We start from the raw sequence: 16613 nt of genomic DNA, 5'->3' as shown, positions 1-16613 counted from the left end.
CAATGGCTGCACGCCGGCCCCTTTTCCTTTCCAACGCAACAACGAAGGCACACCCACATGTCCGACGGCACGTCCACCGGCACCCCGTTGACCCGGTTCGCGGAGCGGTTCCGGCTCCTTTTCCACCGGAACGGCCGCCCCACCCGCCTGCACCCTGCAGCGGTGTGGTCAGAAGCCAGCAACACGGCCCTCCTTGCCCTTACCCCGGCCTGGCGGACCATCCGGACCACCTGGCTGACGTACGTTTGGCCGGTGCTGTCCGTGGTCAGCATCCTGGGCTGGTCCGTCCTCGCCGCCTCGGTCCTGCTGTGGATTACCGGCCAGGCGTTCGGCTGGCAGGAAGCCACGGCAGCCGCCATCGCCGCCTTCGCCATGTTCGTGATCGCGGTCGCCTTCATCCTGGGCCGGTCCTCCTATGGCGTGGTCCTGGACCTTGCCCGGACCCGCGTGGCTGTGGGGGACAGCGCCGTCGGAAGCATCGCCGTCTCCAATACTTCCGCCCGGCCGCTGCTGCCTGCCGCGCTGGAACTTCCGGTGGGCAGCACCACCGCCGTGTTCCACCTGCCCAGGATGAAGCCAGGCCAGGTCCACGAGGACCTCTTCACCATCCCCACCGCCCGGCGCGCCGTCATCGTGGTGGGACCGGTCCGCTCCGTCCGGGCCGACCCGCTGCACCTCCTGCGCCGGCAGGTCCTCTGGACCGAGCCGGAAGACCTGTTCGTGCATCCCCGGACCGTAGCCCTGGCCGGTTCGGCGGCGGGCTTCATCCGCGACCTGGAGGGCATGCCAACCACGGACCTGTCCAGCGCCGACGTCTCCTTCCACGCCTTACGCGACTACGTGCCCGGGGACGACCGCAGGCACATCCACTGGAAGACCACCGCCCGGACCAACAAGCTGATGGTGCGCCAGTTCGAGGAAACCCGCCGCGCCCACCTGGCCATATCGCTGTCCATCAACACGGAGGAATACGCCTCCGAGAACGAATTCGAGCTGGCTATCTCGGTGGCAGGGTCCATCGGCCGGCAGGCCATCCGCGAACAGCGGGAACTGGATGTCCTCACCCAGAAAGGCCCGCTGCGCTGCGAAACCGGCCGCAACCTGTTGGATGACATGACCCGGATCGTCGGCGCCCCGATGCGCCGCACCGCCGTCGACCTTGCCCGGACCCTGGCGGACACCGTCCCCAACGCGTCCGTGGTGTTCTTCGTGGTGGGAAGCAACGTGACCGCCACCCAGCTCCGCTCCGCAGCCGCTTCCGTCCCGCCGGGAGTCCGCAGCCTGGCCGTCCGGGTGGAAGCCGGCGCAGCGCCCACCCGGGCCAACATCGCAGACCTGACCGTCCTGACCCTCGGCGACCTGGCCGACCTTGCCATCGTGCTGAGAAAGGCCGCCGCATGAGCACCGCACCGGGCCAGATCCCGCAAACCCGTACACGCCGCAAAGCCCCCAGCCCGGAGTCCGCCTTCGCCCACGGCCGGCCGTGGCACTTCCTGCTCGACGCCGGCGCCCTGGTTGTCCTCCTGGGGCTGGGCCTGCTCGGCTTCGGTTTGAGCTTCGGCGGCGATCCCTACTACCTGCTGTCCGGATTCGGCGGCATCATCCTTGGCCTGGGCATTGGCGCCGCCAACGCGCACCTGCGCCTGGGCCTGCTGATCACCACGGCCCTGGCGCTGGCAGCTTACTTGGTCTTCGGGACTTGGCTGGCGGTGCCGGACTCGGCCATCGCCGGTTTCGTCCCCTCCCTGGATTCCCTGCGGACCCTGCTCCTGGGCGTCGTGTTCGCCTGGAAGGACATGCTCACCGTCGGGGTGCCGGTGGGAACTGCCGGCGGCGTGCTCATCGTGCCCTTCCTCAGCTCGCTTATCACCGCACTCGTGGCCGCGCTCCTGACGTGGCGCGCGCGGAGCCCCTACCTGCCCCTGCTGCCGGTCCTGGTCCTGTTCGTCGCCGGCATTGCCTTCAGCACCAACGCGGCGTTCCTGACCCTGGAACGCGGCATCGGCCTGACAGTCCTCGGCATAGCCTGGGCCACGTTCCGCCGGGACATCCTGCGGCGGGACAGCACCCGAAGGGTTGCCGTTAACACCCCGCAGGCCGACAGCGGCACGGCCCGGCGTGCCCAAATCCGGCGGCTGGGAATGGCAGCGGGCGTGATTGCCCTCAGCGTGGGCGTCACCGCCGTGGCTGCGCCCCTGGTCAACGCCGGCGAGGACCGCAAAGTCCTCCGCAACGTGGTGGTCCCGCCGTTCGACCCCAAGGACTATGTCACGCCGCTGGCGAGTTTCCGGACCTACGTCAAAGACAAGAAGGACGACACCTTGTTCGTCGTCAAGGGGCTGCCGCGGGACGGCCGGGTACGGCTGGGTGCCTTGGACGCCTTCAACGGGACCAACTACAACATGGATCCCAACGGCTCCGGTAACTTCAGCAAGGTGGGCGACGCCAAGTCCATCAACACCCTTGCCGATTCGGCCGGGGTAGTGCCCACCAACGACTACTCGATCAGCATCAACATCGAGGACTACCAGGGCTTCTTCGTCCCCGGCGGGCGGAAGACCACCGGCATCAGTTTTGACCAGTCCGGTTCCGCCGCGGCTGCAGGCCTCTACTTCAACCCCGGGACGGACACCGCCGTCACCACCAACGGCCTCACCCGCGGCGATTCGTACAGCGTGCAGGTTTCGGATCCCGTCAAGCTTGAGCACGGCCAGCTGACCCAGTACGACTTCGCGAAAGTTTCCCTCCCGGATCCACTGGAGGTGCCGCCCGTCGTAGGCTCCCAGGCCAACGACCTTTCCGCGGACGCCCCCACGGCGATCGACCGGGTCCGCCAGATCGAGGCCCATTTCCAGAAGACAGGTGCGTTCAGTAACGGCCTGGTCAGCGAAGGACAGCTGCCCAGCGTTTCCGGCCACGGCTCGGCCCGGATCCGGAACCTGCTCACCGCCAAGCAGATGCTCGGCGACGACGAGCAGTACGCCGTGGCGATGTCCCTGATGCTCCGGCACCTGGGCATCCCGTCCCGGGTGGTGATGGGCTTCTATCCTGAGCCCACCAGCCCGGAAAACGGTGCCGGCGAAGTGAAGATCACCGGAAAGGACGTCCACGCCTGGGTGGAGGTTGCGTTCGAGCGCGTCGGCTGGGTCAGCTTCGATCCCACCCCGCCCAAGGACAACATCCCCATTCCGCCGGACCCGGAAAGCAAGTCAAAGCCCAAACCGCAGGTGCTGCAGCCGCCGCCCCCGCCACAGGAGCCCGCGGACCTGCCGCCGGACTCGTCGCCGGACGCGCTGGACGCTGACCAGAAGAAGAACAATCCGTGGTTGTTCTGGGGCGCCCTGCTGGGTGCCCTGGGCGTCGTCGCCATCCCCGTGGTGATCCTTGCGCTCCCGTTGTTGCTGATCGCCTTGCTGAAGACACGACGCCGGAAACAGCGTTTCCGGGACGGCCATCCGGCCCAGCGCGTCGGCGGAGGCTGGAGCGAAGTGGTGAGCCTGGCAACGGACATGGGCGCCGCCGTCGACACACGGTCGACACGCCGGGAAAGCGCCGCCGTGCTGGCCGAGGCGTTCCCTGCCAGCCAGGGAACCACAACGCTCCTGGCCCGCCGGGCCGATGCCTCCATCTTCGGCGCCGGCCAGCCCACGGAAGAGGAGGTCAAAGAGTACTGGACCATCGTGGACGGCTCGCTCAAGGAGATGACCGCCACCGTGGGGTTCTGGCGCCGGCAACAGGCACGTTTCTCGCCCCGTTCCCTGCTCAGCGACGCCCGGACCGCGATGAACTCCGGCGGCGGGCTTTCCCTTCGCCGCCTCCGGGCGGGACTGCCTGCGCTGGCAGCCCTGTCCGCCGGCCGTCGCCGCCCCGGCACCGGAGGTACTGACACGCCCGGCACGCCGGCAGGTGACCAACAAGGACCCGGGGCGCCCGCAAGCGAACCGCAGGGCCCTGGCGCGCCTGAGGCCAACCAGCAGGGAACCAGCCGGCCGGAGGCCAACCAGCAGGGAACCAGCCAGCAAGGAACGAACCAGCAAGGACCAAGCCAGCAGTGACCTCCGACGTCGACCGTTGCCCGCGCTGCCAACAAACCGTCCGCGCGGGAGCCACCTTCTGCGCGGCCTGCGGTGCGCCGCTGCCCAACCGGGCGGCGCGCCGCAACCGCGCCCAGGGCCCTGGCCCGCACGATGACCATGCCGGCGCCCGGGACGGGCATGCCGCGCATGCGCCGGGGATTCCCGGTACTATCCCGGTAGTAGAAAGGCCTCCGGCAGCACAGCCGGCGGGCATCGCATATCCGGGTACCGCTCCTGCGGGCACCGATCCGGGCAGTGCCGGCGGTTCCACCAGGGTGGGGGCCGCTCCAGGGGGAGGAACGGGAATGGCAGTAAACCTCGAGCTTGTTCCGGCTGCGGCGGGCAAGCGGTTGGGCGCTGCCGTCATCGACTGGCTGCCCGGCGTGGCAGTGCTGGTGGTGACGTTCGCCATCGGCTTCGCCGGGATCACCCGTTCCCGAAGCGGCGGCTTCATTGTCTATGACACCTCGTCCCTGGTGCTGTTCGGCGGCATCGGCCTCGGGCTGACCCTTGCCTACCTTTTTGTGGTGCTGGGCCTGGAAGCCCGTACCGGCAAGACCCCCGGCAACCTGCTCATGGGCATCCGCAGCGCGGACCAGGACGGCTACGCGCCCGGGGCCGGAGGTGTCTTCCTTCGGGGCGTGATCACCGGCGCGGGCATCCTGCTGTCCCTGGTGGCTGCGGTCCTGGTGGTGGTGTTCAAGTGGTTTGATGCCGCCATGTTCATCCTCGGCCCGCTGCTCCTGATGGGTGCTGTGTGGGCGGTGCTGGTAGTGGTTTCGAGCCAGTGGGACAAAAACGGCGGGCTGCGGGCCTGGAACGACACCGCCGCCAAGACCCTCGTGTTCGACGTCAAGGCGGGGCGCGACCCCATCACCACGGGGGGCATCCAGGGCCCGTACAGCTTCGCGCCACTGGACCTTCCGCCCGTTCAGCAGGTCCTGTCTCCGGTGGCCGGGGCCAGGACGGCCACCACCGCGGCCGCCCGGCAGCCCACGCCACAGCCTGCCCCGGGGCTGGCCGCCCAGGCCCCGCAGCCGCCGGCCGCCCAGGCGCCGCTGCCGCAATCGGCCCAGCCGCAGACAGCCCTTCCCCAGGCAGTCCCGCTGCCGCCAGCCGCCCAGGCCCCGGCATCCCAATTCGCTCCACCCCAGGCGGCGGCACCCCAGGCTCCTGCACCCCAGGCTCCTGCACCGGCCGCTGCGGCTCCATCGCAGACCATGCCCTACACCAGCCCTGCCTCCTTCGCGCCGCCATCCGTGCAGGACGCCCCGTATCCCGCCACCGCCTATCCCGCAGCGACCCAGAACCCGCAGCCCGTCACGCCGCACGCCGCCCAGCCGGCGGCCGGCAGCCACGGGTTCGCCCCGGGCGCCCAGGCGTCCACGGCAGGCCACCGGGTGCCCGGGCCGCACCTTGACGACGACGTCGAACGTACCCAGGTGCGTTCGGATACCGGCGGGCCCGCCCCCGTGGCGGTCCTGCGGATCCGCCTGGACGACGGCCGCGACTTCCAGCTGGACCGCAGCGTCCTGGTGGGCCGCAACCCGGTGGGCCAGCCCGGGGAACAGCATGCCCAACTGCTTGCCGTGGATGATCCCGGACGCTCCATCTCAAAAACCCACCTGCATCTGCTCACCGATGGTGCGGGGATATGGGTTACGGACCGGCAGTCCACCAACGGCAGCGCCGTGACCACCCCTGACGGCCTGCGCACCCCCTTGGCGCCGGGCGTCCCAACGTTTGTTACCCCCGGCTCCAGTGTGCATTTTGGAGACCGCACCTTTTACCTAGGACAGGCATGAACCAGCACCCCGCCAGTGTTTCCTCCACCATCCAGCCGGGGCCGGGCCTTAGCCTCACCTACGGCTACGGGACGGACAGGGGACTCCGCAGGGAGCTGAACGAGGATTCCTACATTGCGGCGGATCCCGTCTTCGCGGTGGCCGACGGCATGGGCGGCCACGAGGCCGGCGAGATCGCCAGCGGCCTGTGCGTAAGGGCCTTGGCCGGGATTCCGCAGCTCGCCACCGGTGAGCGGAGCATTACGGCCGCGGTCCTGCAGCAGTACCTGGTGCGGGCGGACAACTCGATCCGTGAGGCCGCGGGAGCCCGCGCCGGCACCACCCTCACTGGCGCGGTGGTGGTGGAACAGATGGGCATGCCGTACTGGCTGGTGCTGAACATCGGCGACTCCCGGACCTACCGGCTCAGCCAGGGCCGGTTCGAGCAGATCAGCGTGGACCACTCAGAGGTCCAGGAACTCGTTGATGCCGGCGAGATCACCGCCCAGGAAGCCACCGTGCATCCCCGCCGGCACGTGGTCACCCGGGCCCTGGGCACGGGGGATGAGACGGAGGCTGACTACTGGCTCCTCCCAGTCGAGGAAGGAGACCGGGTCCTGGTCTGCTCGGACGGGCTGACCGGTGAACTGGCGGACGAGGACATCCTCCGCATCCTCAGCACCGTGGCCCAACCGCAGGACGCCGTGGATGCCCTGATCCAGGCTGCCCTGCGCAGCGGCGGCAGGGACAACGTCACGGCCATCGTGGTGGACGCCAGGAACGTGGCGAACGACGACGGCGCCGGCACCACCGCGCCACGCTACAGCCCGGCGGACCGGGACGAGGAGACGCTGCCGCGTCCGCTGGCCAACGGCGCGGTGACGCAGCCCTTGCCTGAGCAGCCGGAGGCCGGCACGGACGCCGAGGAGGAGGGTGACGATGACCGCCGCTAGCTACATTCCGGGTAGCTGGCTTGGTGTCGTCCGGTCCGGCACGGCCGTCCTCCTGGGCCCCGAATCACCGGCCGAACTTGCCGGTGCCCTCTGGGAACTCCTGGCAGCCCGGCCGGAACCGCATGAGGTCCTTGCTGCCGTGACCAGCAGCTCGGGCGGGTCGCTGGCCCGCATACCCTCCTTCGGCATCCTGGACTTCAACGGTTCGCTGAGGGTCTTCCTGCGCGGCAACCTCGACCTTCGCGTGGAGCAGCCCGGCGGAGCCGTGGACCTGGACGGCCGTGACGTCACCACCTGGAACGAACGCCGGTTTGTCGTCCCCGGGATGTGCCGGCTGGACATCGCTGACGCCGGCGGAGACCAGCCCGAGCTGCCGCTCGGCGAGGGGGTGGTCTTGCTGCAGGCGCTGACGCTCGGCGTCCCGTCCGGGCCAGCCGCCGTTGCAGCCCCCGCTGCCAAGGAACGGGCCGCAACAACGGAACACCCGGCTGCAGCGGAAAGTCCTGTCGAGGCACAGGGCATGGACCAAGCCGACAACCCGGTTGTCGTCGAAAGCGTGGTTGCGGTCGCAAACCCCGTGGTCGTAGAAAGCGTGGTTGCGCTGGATTCTCCAGGCACGGCCGGGGACCCGGGCGCAGAAGCCAGCGTGACCGACTTTGCCGGGGAGGACGAGCTCCCCGGCACCCCCACTCCTGAGCACGGGGCATCCGCCGAGACGGTTCTGGCAGTGATCGACGAAGACCAGGAGGGGCTCCCCGCGGATACGGCAGACGCCGCGGAGGCCGTGGGGGAAGCCGCCGACCCTGATGCCACGATTGCCCCCGGCACCATCATCCCCCCTGACCCGGCGGACGCGCCCGGCGCGGGGGAAGACGATGGGCCGGAGGAAGATGCGCCGCCGGCCGGTGACACCGCATCGGCTGAAGCGGGTCCCGCGGTGGAAATGACCACGTCCTACGACCACCTGTGGGACCGCACCGTGATGCGGAACATCGAGGACGCGGCAGTCCGTGAGGACCCGGACGCCGACTCCGGCCTCATCGCTGTCAGCCCGCAGCCCGCCCTGCCTGCGGCCGAACAGCCCGCCGCCCTGGGCCCGGCCGACGACGCGTCCACGGCCGGACAGCAGTCCGGTTCCGACGCCGGGCCGGGCGCCGGGGCGGACGGTTCCGCGGGCAGCGACCCAGCCTGGGGCGCCAGGCGGAGCCCCAACCCCACCCCGGATCCCGGGCCGGAAGCGCAGGCTCCCGCCCCGCCTCCCGCCGGCGGCCTCATCGATTCCGTACCGTGGCGCACCGGCGGAAACGCGGCCGCTCCGTCGTCGTCCCCGTCCGGCCCATCCTTGGGGACACCTCCTGCCGTCACCCCACCGGCAGGCCCTGAAGCATCTGCGAACCGTGCCCCCGCGCCGGCCTTCCCCGCAAGCCAGGCCCCTGCGGCAGGAACTCCCGACCAGGCCCCTGCCGCCGGCTTCGATCCCGACCATGACGGCGAGACTGTCATGAAGAGCAGCCTCCCCGGAATGGCTCCGCATCCAGCGGCGCCGGCCGTCCAGCAGGACCCCGCCAATGGACCAATGGTGCTGGCCCGCGTCTGTGCCCAGGGCCACGCCAACCCACCCACACGTGCCCTCTGCAGCGCCTGCGGGGGCAGCCTGCTGCCGGACGCCGTCCAGGTGGCGCGCCCCAGGCTGGGGCGGGTGCGCCTGTCCACCGGCGACGTGCTGGACCTCGACCAGTCGATGGTCATCGGGCGGCAACCGTCGGTATCCCGCGTCCAGGGCGGTGTGATGCCGCGCCTGGTGCAGGTGGCGAGCCCGGGCGGTGACATTTCCAGGTCCCACGTCGAAGTCCGGCTCGAAGGCTGGCACGTCATGCTCTGCGACCTGAAGGCCACCAACGGCACCGTGTTGGTGCGTGAGGGCCAGCCGCCGCGCCGCCTGGCCCAGAACGAGATGGCCATCCTGCTCGATGGCGACATCGCGGAACTGGGCGACAACATCTCACTGCGTTTTGAGGAGATTCCTTGAGTTCCAAACGGCCCGTAGCGCCGCCGCCCCGGATCCAGGGGTTCACGTACATCAGCCTGCTCGGCTCGGGCGGGTTCTCTGACGTCTACCTCTACGAACAGGACAGGCCGCGCCGGAAAGTCGCCGTGAAGGTGCTGCTCTCCGATTTGAAGACCGAGGGCGCCCGCCGGCGCTTCGAGTCCGAAGCCAACCTGATGGCCCAGCTGTCCTCGCACCCTTACATCGTCACCATTTTCGAAGCGGAAGTGACCGACGACGGGCATTCCTACCTGGCCATGGAGTACTGCTCCCGGCCCAGCCTGGACGTGCGCTACCGGCGGCAGCGCTTCAGCGTTGACGAGGTCCTGGCCGTCGGCATCCAGGTGGCGTCCGCCGTCGAAACCGCGCACCGTGCCGGCATCGCCCACCGCGACATCAAGCCGGCCAACATCCTGGTGACGGACTACAACCGCCCGGCCCTGACCGACTTCGGCATTTCCGGAACCCTGGCAGGCGACACGGACGACGACTCGGGGATGTCCATCCCGTGGTCCCCGCCCGAGCAGTTCCGGGATGGAAGCGTTGACGGCGTCATGGTGGACGTATGGGCCCTCGGCGCCACCCTCTATACCCTGCTGGCCGGCCGCTCGCCCTTCGTCATGCCCGGGGCGGACAACTCCCAACGCGAACTGATCAACAGGATCAGCAACATGGCCCTTCCGCGGTTGGGCCGGGCCGACGTGCCGGAGTCGCTGGAACTGGCGCTGTCCACCGCCATGGCCAAGTCCGCACAGTCCCGCTACAGTTCCGCGCACGCATTCGCCCTGGCACTGCAGCGCATCCAGGCCGAACTGAACCTCTCCGTCACGCCCTTCGAAGTACTGGAGGAACCGCAGCAGGAGGAAAGCCACCCGGACGACGGAACCGAGGAAACCCGGGTCCGCAGCATCGCCGCCATTGATCCCGAACGGACCGGCAGCGCACCGACGTTTCCCGCGCGCACCCGCCCCAGCCAGCCCGGCGGCACTGACGCAACCGGTCCCGGGGGAGGTGCCGCCCCGCCGTCGCACTTCACTCCCGCCGCGCCCGGCCAATGGCAGCCCGCCCCATCCGTACCCCACCTTCCAGCCGGGCCGGCCGCACCGGAGGCAGCCGACGGCGTCCGGGCGGGGGAGTGGGCACAGTCAACCGTGCTGCGGGGCAGCGCCGCGGCACCACACTATGGTGCGCCCGTCACCGGTCTGGCGGGGAGCAGCGAAGATCCGGCGTACGCCGCGGACGCTACGGTCCAGCGGGCGGTAAAAACCGCGGAGCCACAGCAGGCGCCCGAGGCCGACCACGGCAAACGCAACCTCTGGCTCGCCCTCGCCGGGGGAACCCTGCTGGCACTTGCGGCGGTGGTGGGCATCGTGGTGGCGAACACGGCCACCGGAACCCCCAAGGCCGTGGAAACCCAACAGGTCAGCAAACCTCCCGCGGACGCCCTGGACAACGGCACCGTCCCCGACGTCGAAGGTCTCAAGGGCTCCATCGGGGCCGACGGGCAAGCCACCTTCACCTGGACCAACCCGCAGCCCAAGGACGGGGACACCTACAAGTGGAAGGTGTACACCATTGGCGGCAACAGCGCGGAATTCACGTCCGTCGCGAACCCGCCCGTCAAGATCCGGCCCAATCCCGGCGGACAGACCTGTATCCAGGTGATGATCGTGCGCACCGACGGCGCATTTTCACCCATGGAGGAGGGCTCCATCGCCTGCACCGGCCAATGAGCGGCCTGCACGAACCGGCGGGGCGGCCGCTCCGCACCACCAGCACTGACGGTTACCGCAACACTTCTGCCTTGAGGAGGCACAGATCATGGGGGATCTAGCAATAGATTTCTGTGGCGAATGGTACGAGCCATCCGACGAGGACATCTTCAACATCGGCCGCGAAGGCGACCTTGAAGTGGACGACAACCCGTACCTGCACCGGCAGTTCCTGCAGGTTGCCCGCTACGACGGCATCTGGTGGCTCAGCAACGTCGGCAGCATGCTCTCCGCCACGGTGGCCGACGCTTCCGGTGGCATGCAGGCGTGGCTTTCCCCCGGCGCCCGGATCCCGCTGGTGTTCAGCCACACGAACATTATTTTTACGGCCGGCCCGACCACCTATGAGTTCGCCGTGCACCTGAAGACGCCGTCCTTCCGGCAGGAAGCCCGTGAGGACAGCAGCGGCGGCGACACGACGATTGGACCGGTGGTCTTCACGGATGCCCAGAAGGCCCTGATCGTGGCGCTCGCCGAGCCGGTCCTCCGGCGCGAAGGCACCGGCTTCAGCACCATTCCGTCCTCGGCCGCGGCCGCGAAGACGCTGGGCTGGGCGCTGACCCGCTTCAACCGGAAGCTGGACAACGTCTGCGACAAGCTGGACAGGGTGGGCGTCGTCGGGCTGCGCGGAGGCGGCGGCAAACTGGCCACCAACCGCCGTGCCCGGCTGGTGGAGCACGCCGTCACCACGCACCTGGTAACACCCGATGACCTGTACCTGCTGGAGAAGATGAGGGGCGTGGACGAAGGATGAGGATCCGCCTGACACTCCGCCGCGAGCCCGCCGACGCCAAGGATCTGGCCGTCACGGTGGACGGCCTGGCCACCGTGGCCGACATCGCCACCGTGTTGTGGGCTGCTGATCCGGACCGGAAAGGAACGCCCCCTCCGGAGAACCTCTCGCTGCGCATCGATGAAGCGTTCGTCGGTGCCGGCATCAGCGGAAATGTCCTGGCCCGCCAGGACAACCTGCTCGAATCAGGCCTGCGCCCCGGCTCGGTGGTATCGCTGGCCCAGGTCAGCGAGCAATTCCATGAGCCCGGCGCCGGCCGCGGACCGGCTGCGGCCACCTTGCGTGTCCTGTCAGGGCCCGACGTCGGCCGCGAATTTTCGCTGCCCACCGGCACCAGCTACATCGGCCGGGACCGGGACGTCGATATCCGCCTCACGGACCCCCTCACCTCCAAGCGGCATGCCCGTATCACCGTGGCAGAGGGCATCGAGATCGTGGACACGAACTCCGCCAACGGCCTGTTGATGGACGGACTTCCCGTCACGCGCGCAACCCTGAACTCCTCCGACACGGTGACGCTGGGGGACACCACGGTCACCGTGGTTCCGCTGGGCCACAACCATGCGGCAGCGCCGACGTCGCCCCTGGTGGACTTCAACCGTTCCCCGCGGGTGGTGCCCCGCTTCGAGGTGCCCAAACGGGTCCTGCCCTCCGGCCCCAAACGCCCCGAAGACCACCCCTTCCCGTACATCATGCTGGTGGCGCCGCTGATGATGGGCGCCGTGATCTTCGCGGTCACGCAAAACGTGCTGTCCATGGTGTTCATGCTGATGATGCCGTTGTTCATCGTGGGCCATTACGTGGACCAGAAGATGCGGACCAGGAAGCAGCAGAAGGAGCAGCTCAAGCAGTTCCGGGCGTCCATGGCGGCGTTCCGGCAGGACCTGACGGAACTGCAGCAGGTGGAGCGGGCTGTCCGGCTGCAGGAAGCACCGTCGGTCAGTGACACGGTGGATGCCATCTATAAGCTGGGCCCGCTGCTGTGGACCCACCGCCCGGAGCATTCCTCGTTCCTGGGCCTCCGGTTTGGGCTGGGAACGGCGCCGTCCCGGGTCCCGCTGGAGGAACCCTCCAGCAATGACACCGAAGTACAGTACAGCCGCGAAATCCAAGACTGCATCAAGCAGTTCAGCGAGATCGAAGGCGTTCCGGTTGTCTCCCAGCTGCGGACCTCCGGTGCCTTGGGCATCGCCGGTGCCCGCGGCCTGGTGGACGATGTGGCCCGGGGAATGGTGCTGCAACTGGTAGGCCTGCATTCCCCGGCCGAGGTTGTCCTCACCGCCATCACATCCGCCCAGTCGCGCGGGCGCTGGGATTGGCTGCAGTGGCTGCCGCACGTCGGCTCCGGCCACAGCCCGCTGGGCGGGGACCACCTTGCGGCGGGCTCGGCCGGCGGATCCTCCCTGCTGGCCCGGCTTGAGGACCTGGTGGACGCCCGCGAAGCCGCGGCCAAGCGGTCGGGCCCGGAGCTGCGCCCGGGCATCGACCCCGACAAGCACGACCTCGAAGAGCCTGTCCTGCCCGCCGTGCTGGTGGTCGTGGAGGATGACGCGCCCGTCGACCGCGGCCGGCTGACCCGGCTGGCCGAGCGGGGACCCGACGCCGGCGTCCACGTCCTGTGGGTGGCCACGGACATCCAGGCGCTGCCGGCCGCCTGCCGCGACTTCATGGTGGTGGACGGCGAGCACGGCACCACCACCGGACAGGTGCGCCTGGGCCGGCACACCTACCCGGTCAGCTGTGAGAGCGTGGACGCGGAGCTGGCGGCCCAGCTCGCGCGGATGCTGGCTCCCGTGGTGGATGTGGGCAAGCCGGTCAACGACGACTCCGACCTGCCGCGGGCCGTTTCCTACGCCACCCTGATCGGCAAGGACTTCCTGGACAACCCGCAGGCGGTGGCCGAGCGCTGGACCGAAAACAACTCCGTACACGCCACCGCCGTGGCGAACCGCAAGGACAACGGCACCCTCCGCGCACTCGTGGGTTCCAAAGGCGTCGAACCGCTCTACCTCGACCTGAAGAATGAAGGCCCGCACGCCCTGGTGGGCGGTACCACCGGTGCAGGAAAGTCCGAGTTCCTGCAGTCCTGGGTCATGGGCATGGCCGCCGCCTACAGCCCGGACCGGGTGAGCTTCCTGTTCGTCGACTACAAGGGCGGCGCCGCGTTCGCGGACTGCATCAACCTGCCGCACACCGTGGGACTGGTCACCGACCTTTCCCCGCACCTGGTGCGCCGGGCCCTGACGTCCCTGCGCGCCGAGTTGCACTACCGCGAACAGCTGCTGAACCGGAAGAAGGCCAAGGACCTGCTGGCACTGCAGCGGGAAGCCGACCCGGACGCACCGCCCTACCTGATCATCATCGTGGACGAGTTCGCCGCCCTGGCCAACGAGGTTCCCGAGTTCGTTGACGGCGTGGTGGACGTGGCGGCCCGTGGACGGTCCCTGGGCCTGCACCTCATCCTGGCCACCCAGCGGCCGGCCGGTGTCATCAAGGACAACCTCCGCGCCAACACCAACCTTCGCGTGGCCCTCCGCATGGCCGACGAGGAGGACGCCACGGACATCCTGGGCGTCCCGGACGCTGCCTATTTCGATCCCGCCATCCCGGGCCGTGGCGCAGCCAAGACCGGCCCGGGCAGGATCCAAGGGTTCCAAACCGGTTACGCGGGCGGCTGGACCACGGACAAGCCGCAGCGGCCGCAGATTGACATCGTGGAGATGGCCTTCGGTTCCGGTCCCAGCTGGGAGGCGCCCGCGCCCGACAAGCCCCTGGCGCAGGAGCCTGCCGGCCCCAATGACATTGCACGGATGACGTCCACGATCGTGCACGCGGCGGACTCGCTGGACATCAGGGCGCCCCGCAAGCCGTGGCTGGATGAGCTGGCCAAGACCTACGACTTCTCCAAGCTGCCTAATCCCCGCACGGACGAACAGCTGCTGCTGGGCGTTGCCGACGACCCCGTGCACCAGGAGCAGCCCACCGTGTTCTACGAACCGGACAGGGACGGCAACATGGCCATTTACGGCACGGGCGGCTCCGGCAAGTCGGCCGCACTGCGGGGCATCGCCATTGCCGCCGCGGTGACTCCGCGCGGCGGACCGGTCCACGTTTACGGCATCGATTGCGGCTCCGCGGGATTGCGGATGCTCGAGGAGCTTCCGCACGTCGGTGAAATCATCAACGGCGACGACGTCGAACGCGTGGGGCGCCTGCTGCGGCTCCTGCGCGACATCGCCGAGCTGCGGTCAGCGCAGTTCGCCGAGGTACGTGCGTCCACCATCGTCGAATACCGGAAGCTCGCGAACCGGCCGGACGAGAAGCGGATCTTCGTGCTGGTGGACGGCATGTCGGCGTTCCGTGAGGCATACGAGCACAGCAAGCTCTCCGGACTGTGGGACATCTTCCTCCAGCTGGCCACCGACGGCCGCACCCTGGGCATCCACCTGGTGGTGACGGGCGACCGGCCAAACGCCGTGCCGGCCTCCCTGCTGGCCTCGATCCAGCGCAGGCTGGTCCTGCGACTGTCCTCCGAGGACGACTACATCTCCCTGGATGTGCCCAGGGACGTCCTTACCGCCACCTCGCCCCCTGGGCGCGGTCTCCTCGACGGCCTCGAAGTCCAGCTGGCAGTCCTGGGCGGTAACTCGAACCTGGCCCTGCAGGCCCGCGAAGTCCACAAACTCAGCGAAGCCATGCAGCGCCAGGGCCTGGACACCGCCCCCGGAATCGAACGGCTCCCGGACCAAGTGGACCTGGACGTCCTGCCCGCCGGCAGCCCGGACCTGCCCGTCATCGGCGTGGACGACGAATCGCTGCAGCCGGCCGAGGTCATGGCCCGCGGCCCGCTGCTCCTGGCGGGCCCGCCAGGGTCCGGGCGTACCGTTGCACTGGTCACCCTGGCCTACGCGCTGCGCCGGTCCAACCCCGCCACCGAGCTGATCTACCTCGGCTCCCGCCGCTCCGCCGTCGCGTCCCTGCCCATCTGGAACCGTTCCGTGGTGGGCCCGGATGATCTCGCCGAGGTGGTGGAGGACCTGGTGGAGCACTCAACCGGAAACCCCGGTTCGGTGGCCATCTTCATCGAGGGCCTCACCGAGTTCACGGACACCATCGCCGAATCCGGCATTGCCCAGCTGGTCACGGCGTCCCTCAAGGCAGACCAGTGGGTGATCGGCGAGTCCGAGTCCTCCACCTGGTCCTCGGCCTGGCAGCTTGCCCAGCCCTTCAAATCCGGCCGGCGGGGACTGCTGCTCAACCCCGGGGATATCGAAGGGGACGGCCTGCTCAACACCTCCCTGGGCCGGGTCAGCCCGGACTTCATTCCCGGCCGGGGCTACGTGGTGGGACGCGGCAAGGCACGGAAGATCCAGGTGGCGTTGCCGCCCGAAAACCGGGACTGAGCAGCCCGGAGATGTGCGGGGCCGCCGCAGCCGCGGATTTGCGGCCCCGCACGGCGCTGTAGAAGACTACCGGGGACACCAGAAAGCCGCGGTGGGGGGACTGCGCGCAGCGAAAGGTAGCAATGGCCCCGTCCGCACCGGTTCTCCGCACTGTTTCGACGACGGCAACAGCAGCTGTCATGGCATTGGCCCTCGGCATCTTCCCGGCCGGGGCGGCGGCCGCCGCCCCCCTGGCCTCACCTGCCCAGCCTTCATCCACCCAGGTGTCGGGAACCCAAACGACGCCGGACTGCGGGCTGCTCTGCCTGCCCGTCCTTGCCAGCAGTCCGGACACCGGCCAAACCGGGCGGCCGCGCAAGTCCAAGGACCCCGTACCGCCGACCGCCCAGCCCGCGCCTCCCGCCGCCGAAGCTCCGGTCCAGCCGCCACAGCCCGCCGGGCCCCCGGCCGCCACCGCGCCACCAGCCGACGCTTCGGTGCCGGCTGCAGACGCGGAAGCAGCATCCGACGGCGCGCCAACCGCAGTCCCATCGGCCGACGCCGGGTACCGCCCGCCCACCGGTCCTTCCAGCGGGGTGGACTGGAACAGCCCGGTCACCCGGTCTGCGGCGCCAACCCAGCTGGCTGCCGTTTCTCCCGCCCGGGGCGAAGGCCCCGGCGGCCCGGCGCTCCTCCCCATCGCACTGGGAACGGTGCTGTTGGCCATAGCGGCCGGCGCGTTCGCCTGGTGGAACCGCAACCGGCTCCGGTCGCACTGACGCCGGCTCCGCGCCGCCCTGTCCCGT

General features: G+C 69.4%; 9 protein-coding genes. All 9 read left to right on the top strand.

Going from position 1 to position 16613, the window contains the following annotated elements; all coding sequences use genetic code 11:
* The first annotated feature begins 57 nt into the window (after positions 1–57).
* The 9 genes from AC4EEO_RS12695 to AC4EEO_RS12655 all read left to right on the top strand — a co-directional run bounded on the left by AC4EEO_RS12695 (position 58) and on the right by AC4EEO_RS12655 (position 16586).
* Positions 58–1401 (top strand): DUF58 domain-containing protein, encoded by a 1344-nt coding sequence (locus AC4EEO_RS12695; protein WP_018763003.1) that lies wholly within the window; start codon positions 58–60, stop codon positions 1399–1401.
* Complete coding sequence (locus AC4EEO_RS12690; protein WP_491338967.1) at positions 1398–4055, top strand: transglutaminaseTgpA domain-containing protein; 2658 nt, start codon at positions 1398–1400, stop codon at positions 4053–4055. Before AC4EEO_RS12695 ends, AC4EEO_RS12690 begins: the two co-directional genes overlap by 4 nt.
* On the top strand, positions 4052–5881 hold the full coding sequence (locus AC4EEO_RS12685) for an RDD family protein (protein ID WP_491338966.1): 1830 nt from the start codon (positions 4052–4054) through the stop codon (positions 5879–5881). Before AC4EEO_RS12690 ends, AC4EEO_RS12685 begins: the two co-directional genes overlap by 4 nt.
* Entirely contained in the window at positions 5878–6813 is a 936-nt protein-coding gene (locus AC4EEO_RS12680) for a PP2C family protein-serine/threonine phosphatase (RefSeq protein WP_491338965.1), read from the top strand. The genes AC4EEO_RS12685 and AC4EEO_RS12680 overlap by 4 nt, the downstream gene beginning before the upstream one ends.
* Entirely contained in the window at positions 6800–8842 is a 2043-nt protein-coding gene (locus AC4EEO_RS12675) for an FHA domain-containing protein (RefSeq protein WP_491338964.1), read from the top strand. Before AC4EEO_RS12680 ends, AC4EEO_RS12675 begins: the two co-directional genes overlap by 14 nt.
* Positions 8839–10593, top strand: coding sequence for a serine/threonine protein kinase (locus AC4EEO_RS12670; RefSeq protein WP_491338963.1), 1755 nt, complete (start codon positions 8839–8841; stop codon positions 10591–10593). The genes AC4EEO_RS12675 and AC4EEO_RS12670 overlap by 4 nt, the downstream gene beginning before the upstream one ends.
* A gap of 88 nt (positions 10594–10681) precedes the next feature.
* Positions 10682–11386 (top strand): hypothetical protein, encoded by a 705-nt coding sequence (locus AC4EEO_RS12665; protein WP_018763009.1) that lies wholly within the window; start codon positions 10682–10684, stop codon positions 11384–11386.
* Positions 11383–15828, top strand: coding sequence for a type VII secretion EssC family protein (locus AC4EEO_RS12660; RefSeq protein ID WP_491338962.1), 4446 nt, complete (start codon positions 11383–11385; stop codon positions 15826–15828). Before AC4EEO_RS12665 ends, AC4EEO_RS12660 begins: the two co-directional genes overlap by 4 nt.
* Positions 15829–16007: 179 nt before the next feature.
* Positions 16008–16586 carry a hypothetical protein gene (locus AC4EEO_RS12655; protein ID WP_491338961.1) on the top strand — a complete coding sequence of 193 codons (579 nt, stop codon included), beginning with the start codon at positions 16008–16010 and terminating at the stop codon, positions 16584–16586.
* Positions 16587–16613 lie beyond the last annotated feature (27 nt).

Source organism: Pseudarthrobacter sp. MOO13 (genome assembly GCF_058267655.1).
The sequence above is the reverse complement of the archived record's forward strand: the minus strand, read 5'-3'. Positions and strand labels throughout refer to the sequence as shown.

Coding starts and splice junctions, on each gene's coding strand:
- AC4EEO_RS12695 (WP_018763003.1), top strand. CDS start 58: ATGTCCGACGGCACGTCCACCGGCACCCCGTTGACCCGGTTCGCGGAG.
- AC4EEO_RS12690 (WP_491338967.1), top strand. CDS start 1,398: ATGAGCACCGCACCGGGCCAGATCCCGCAAACCCGTACACGCCGCAAA.
- AC4EEO_RS12680 (WP_491338965.1), top strand. CDS start 5,878: ATGAACCAGCACCCCGCCAGTGTTTCCTCCACCATCCAGCCGGGGCCG.
- AC4EEO_RS12675 (WP_491338964.1), top strand. CDS start 6,800: ATGACCGCCGCTAGCTACATTCCGGGTAGCTGGCTTGGTGTCGTCCGG.
- AC4EEO_RS12665 (WP_018763009.1), top strand. CDS start 10,682: ATGGGGGATCTAGCAATAGATTTCTGTGGCGAATGGTACGAGCCATCC.
- AC4EEO_RS12660 (WP_491338962.1), top strand. CDS start 11,383: ATGAGGATCCGCCTGACACTCCGCCGCGAGCCCGCCGACGCCAAGGAT.
- AC4EEO_RS12655 (WP_491338961.1), top strand. CDS start 16,008: ATGGCATTGGCCCTCGGCATCTTCCCGGCCGGGGCGGCGGCCGCCGCC.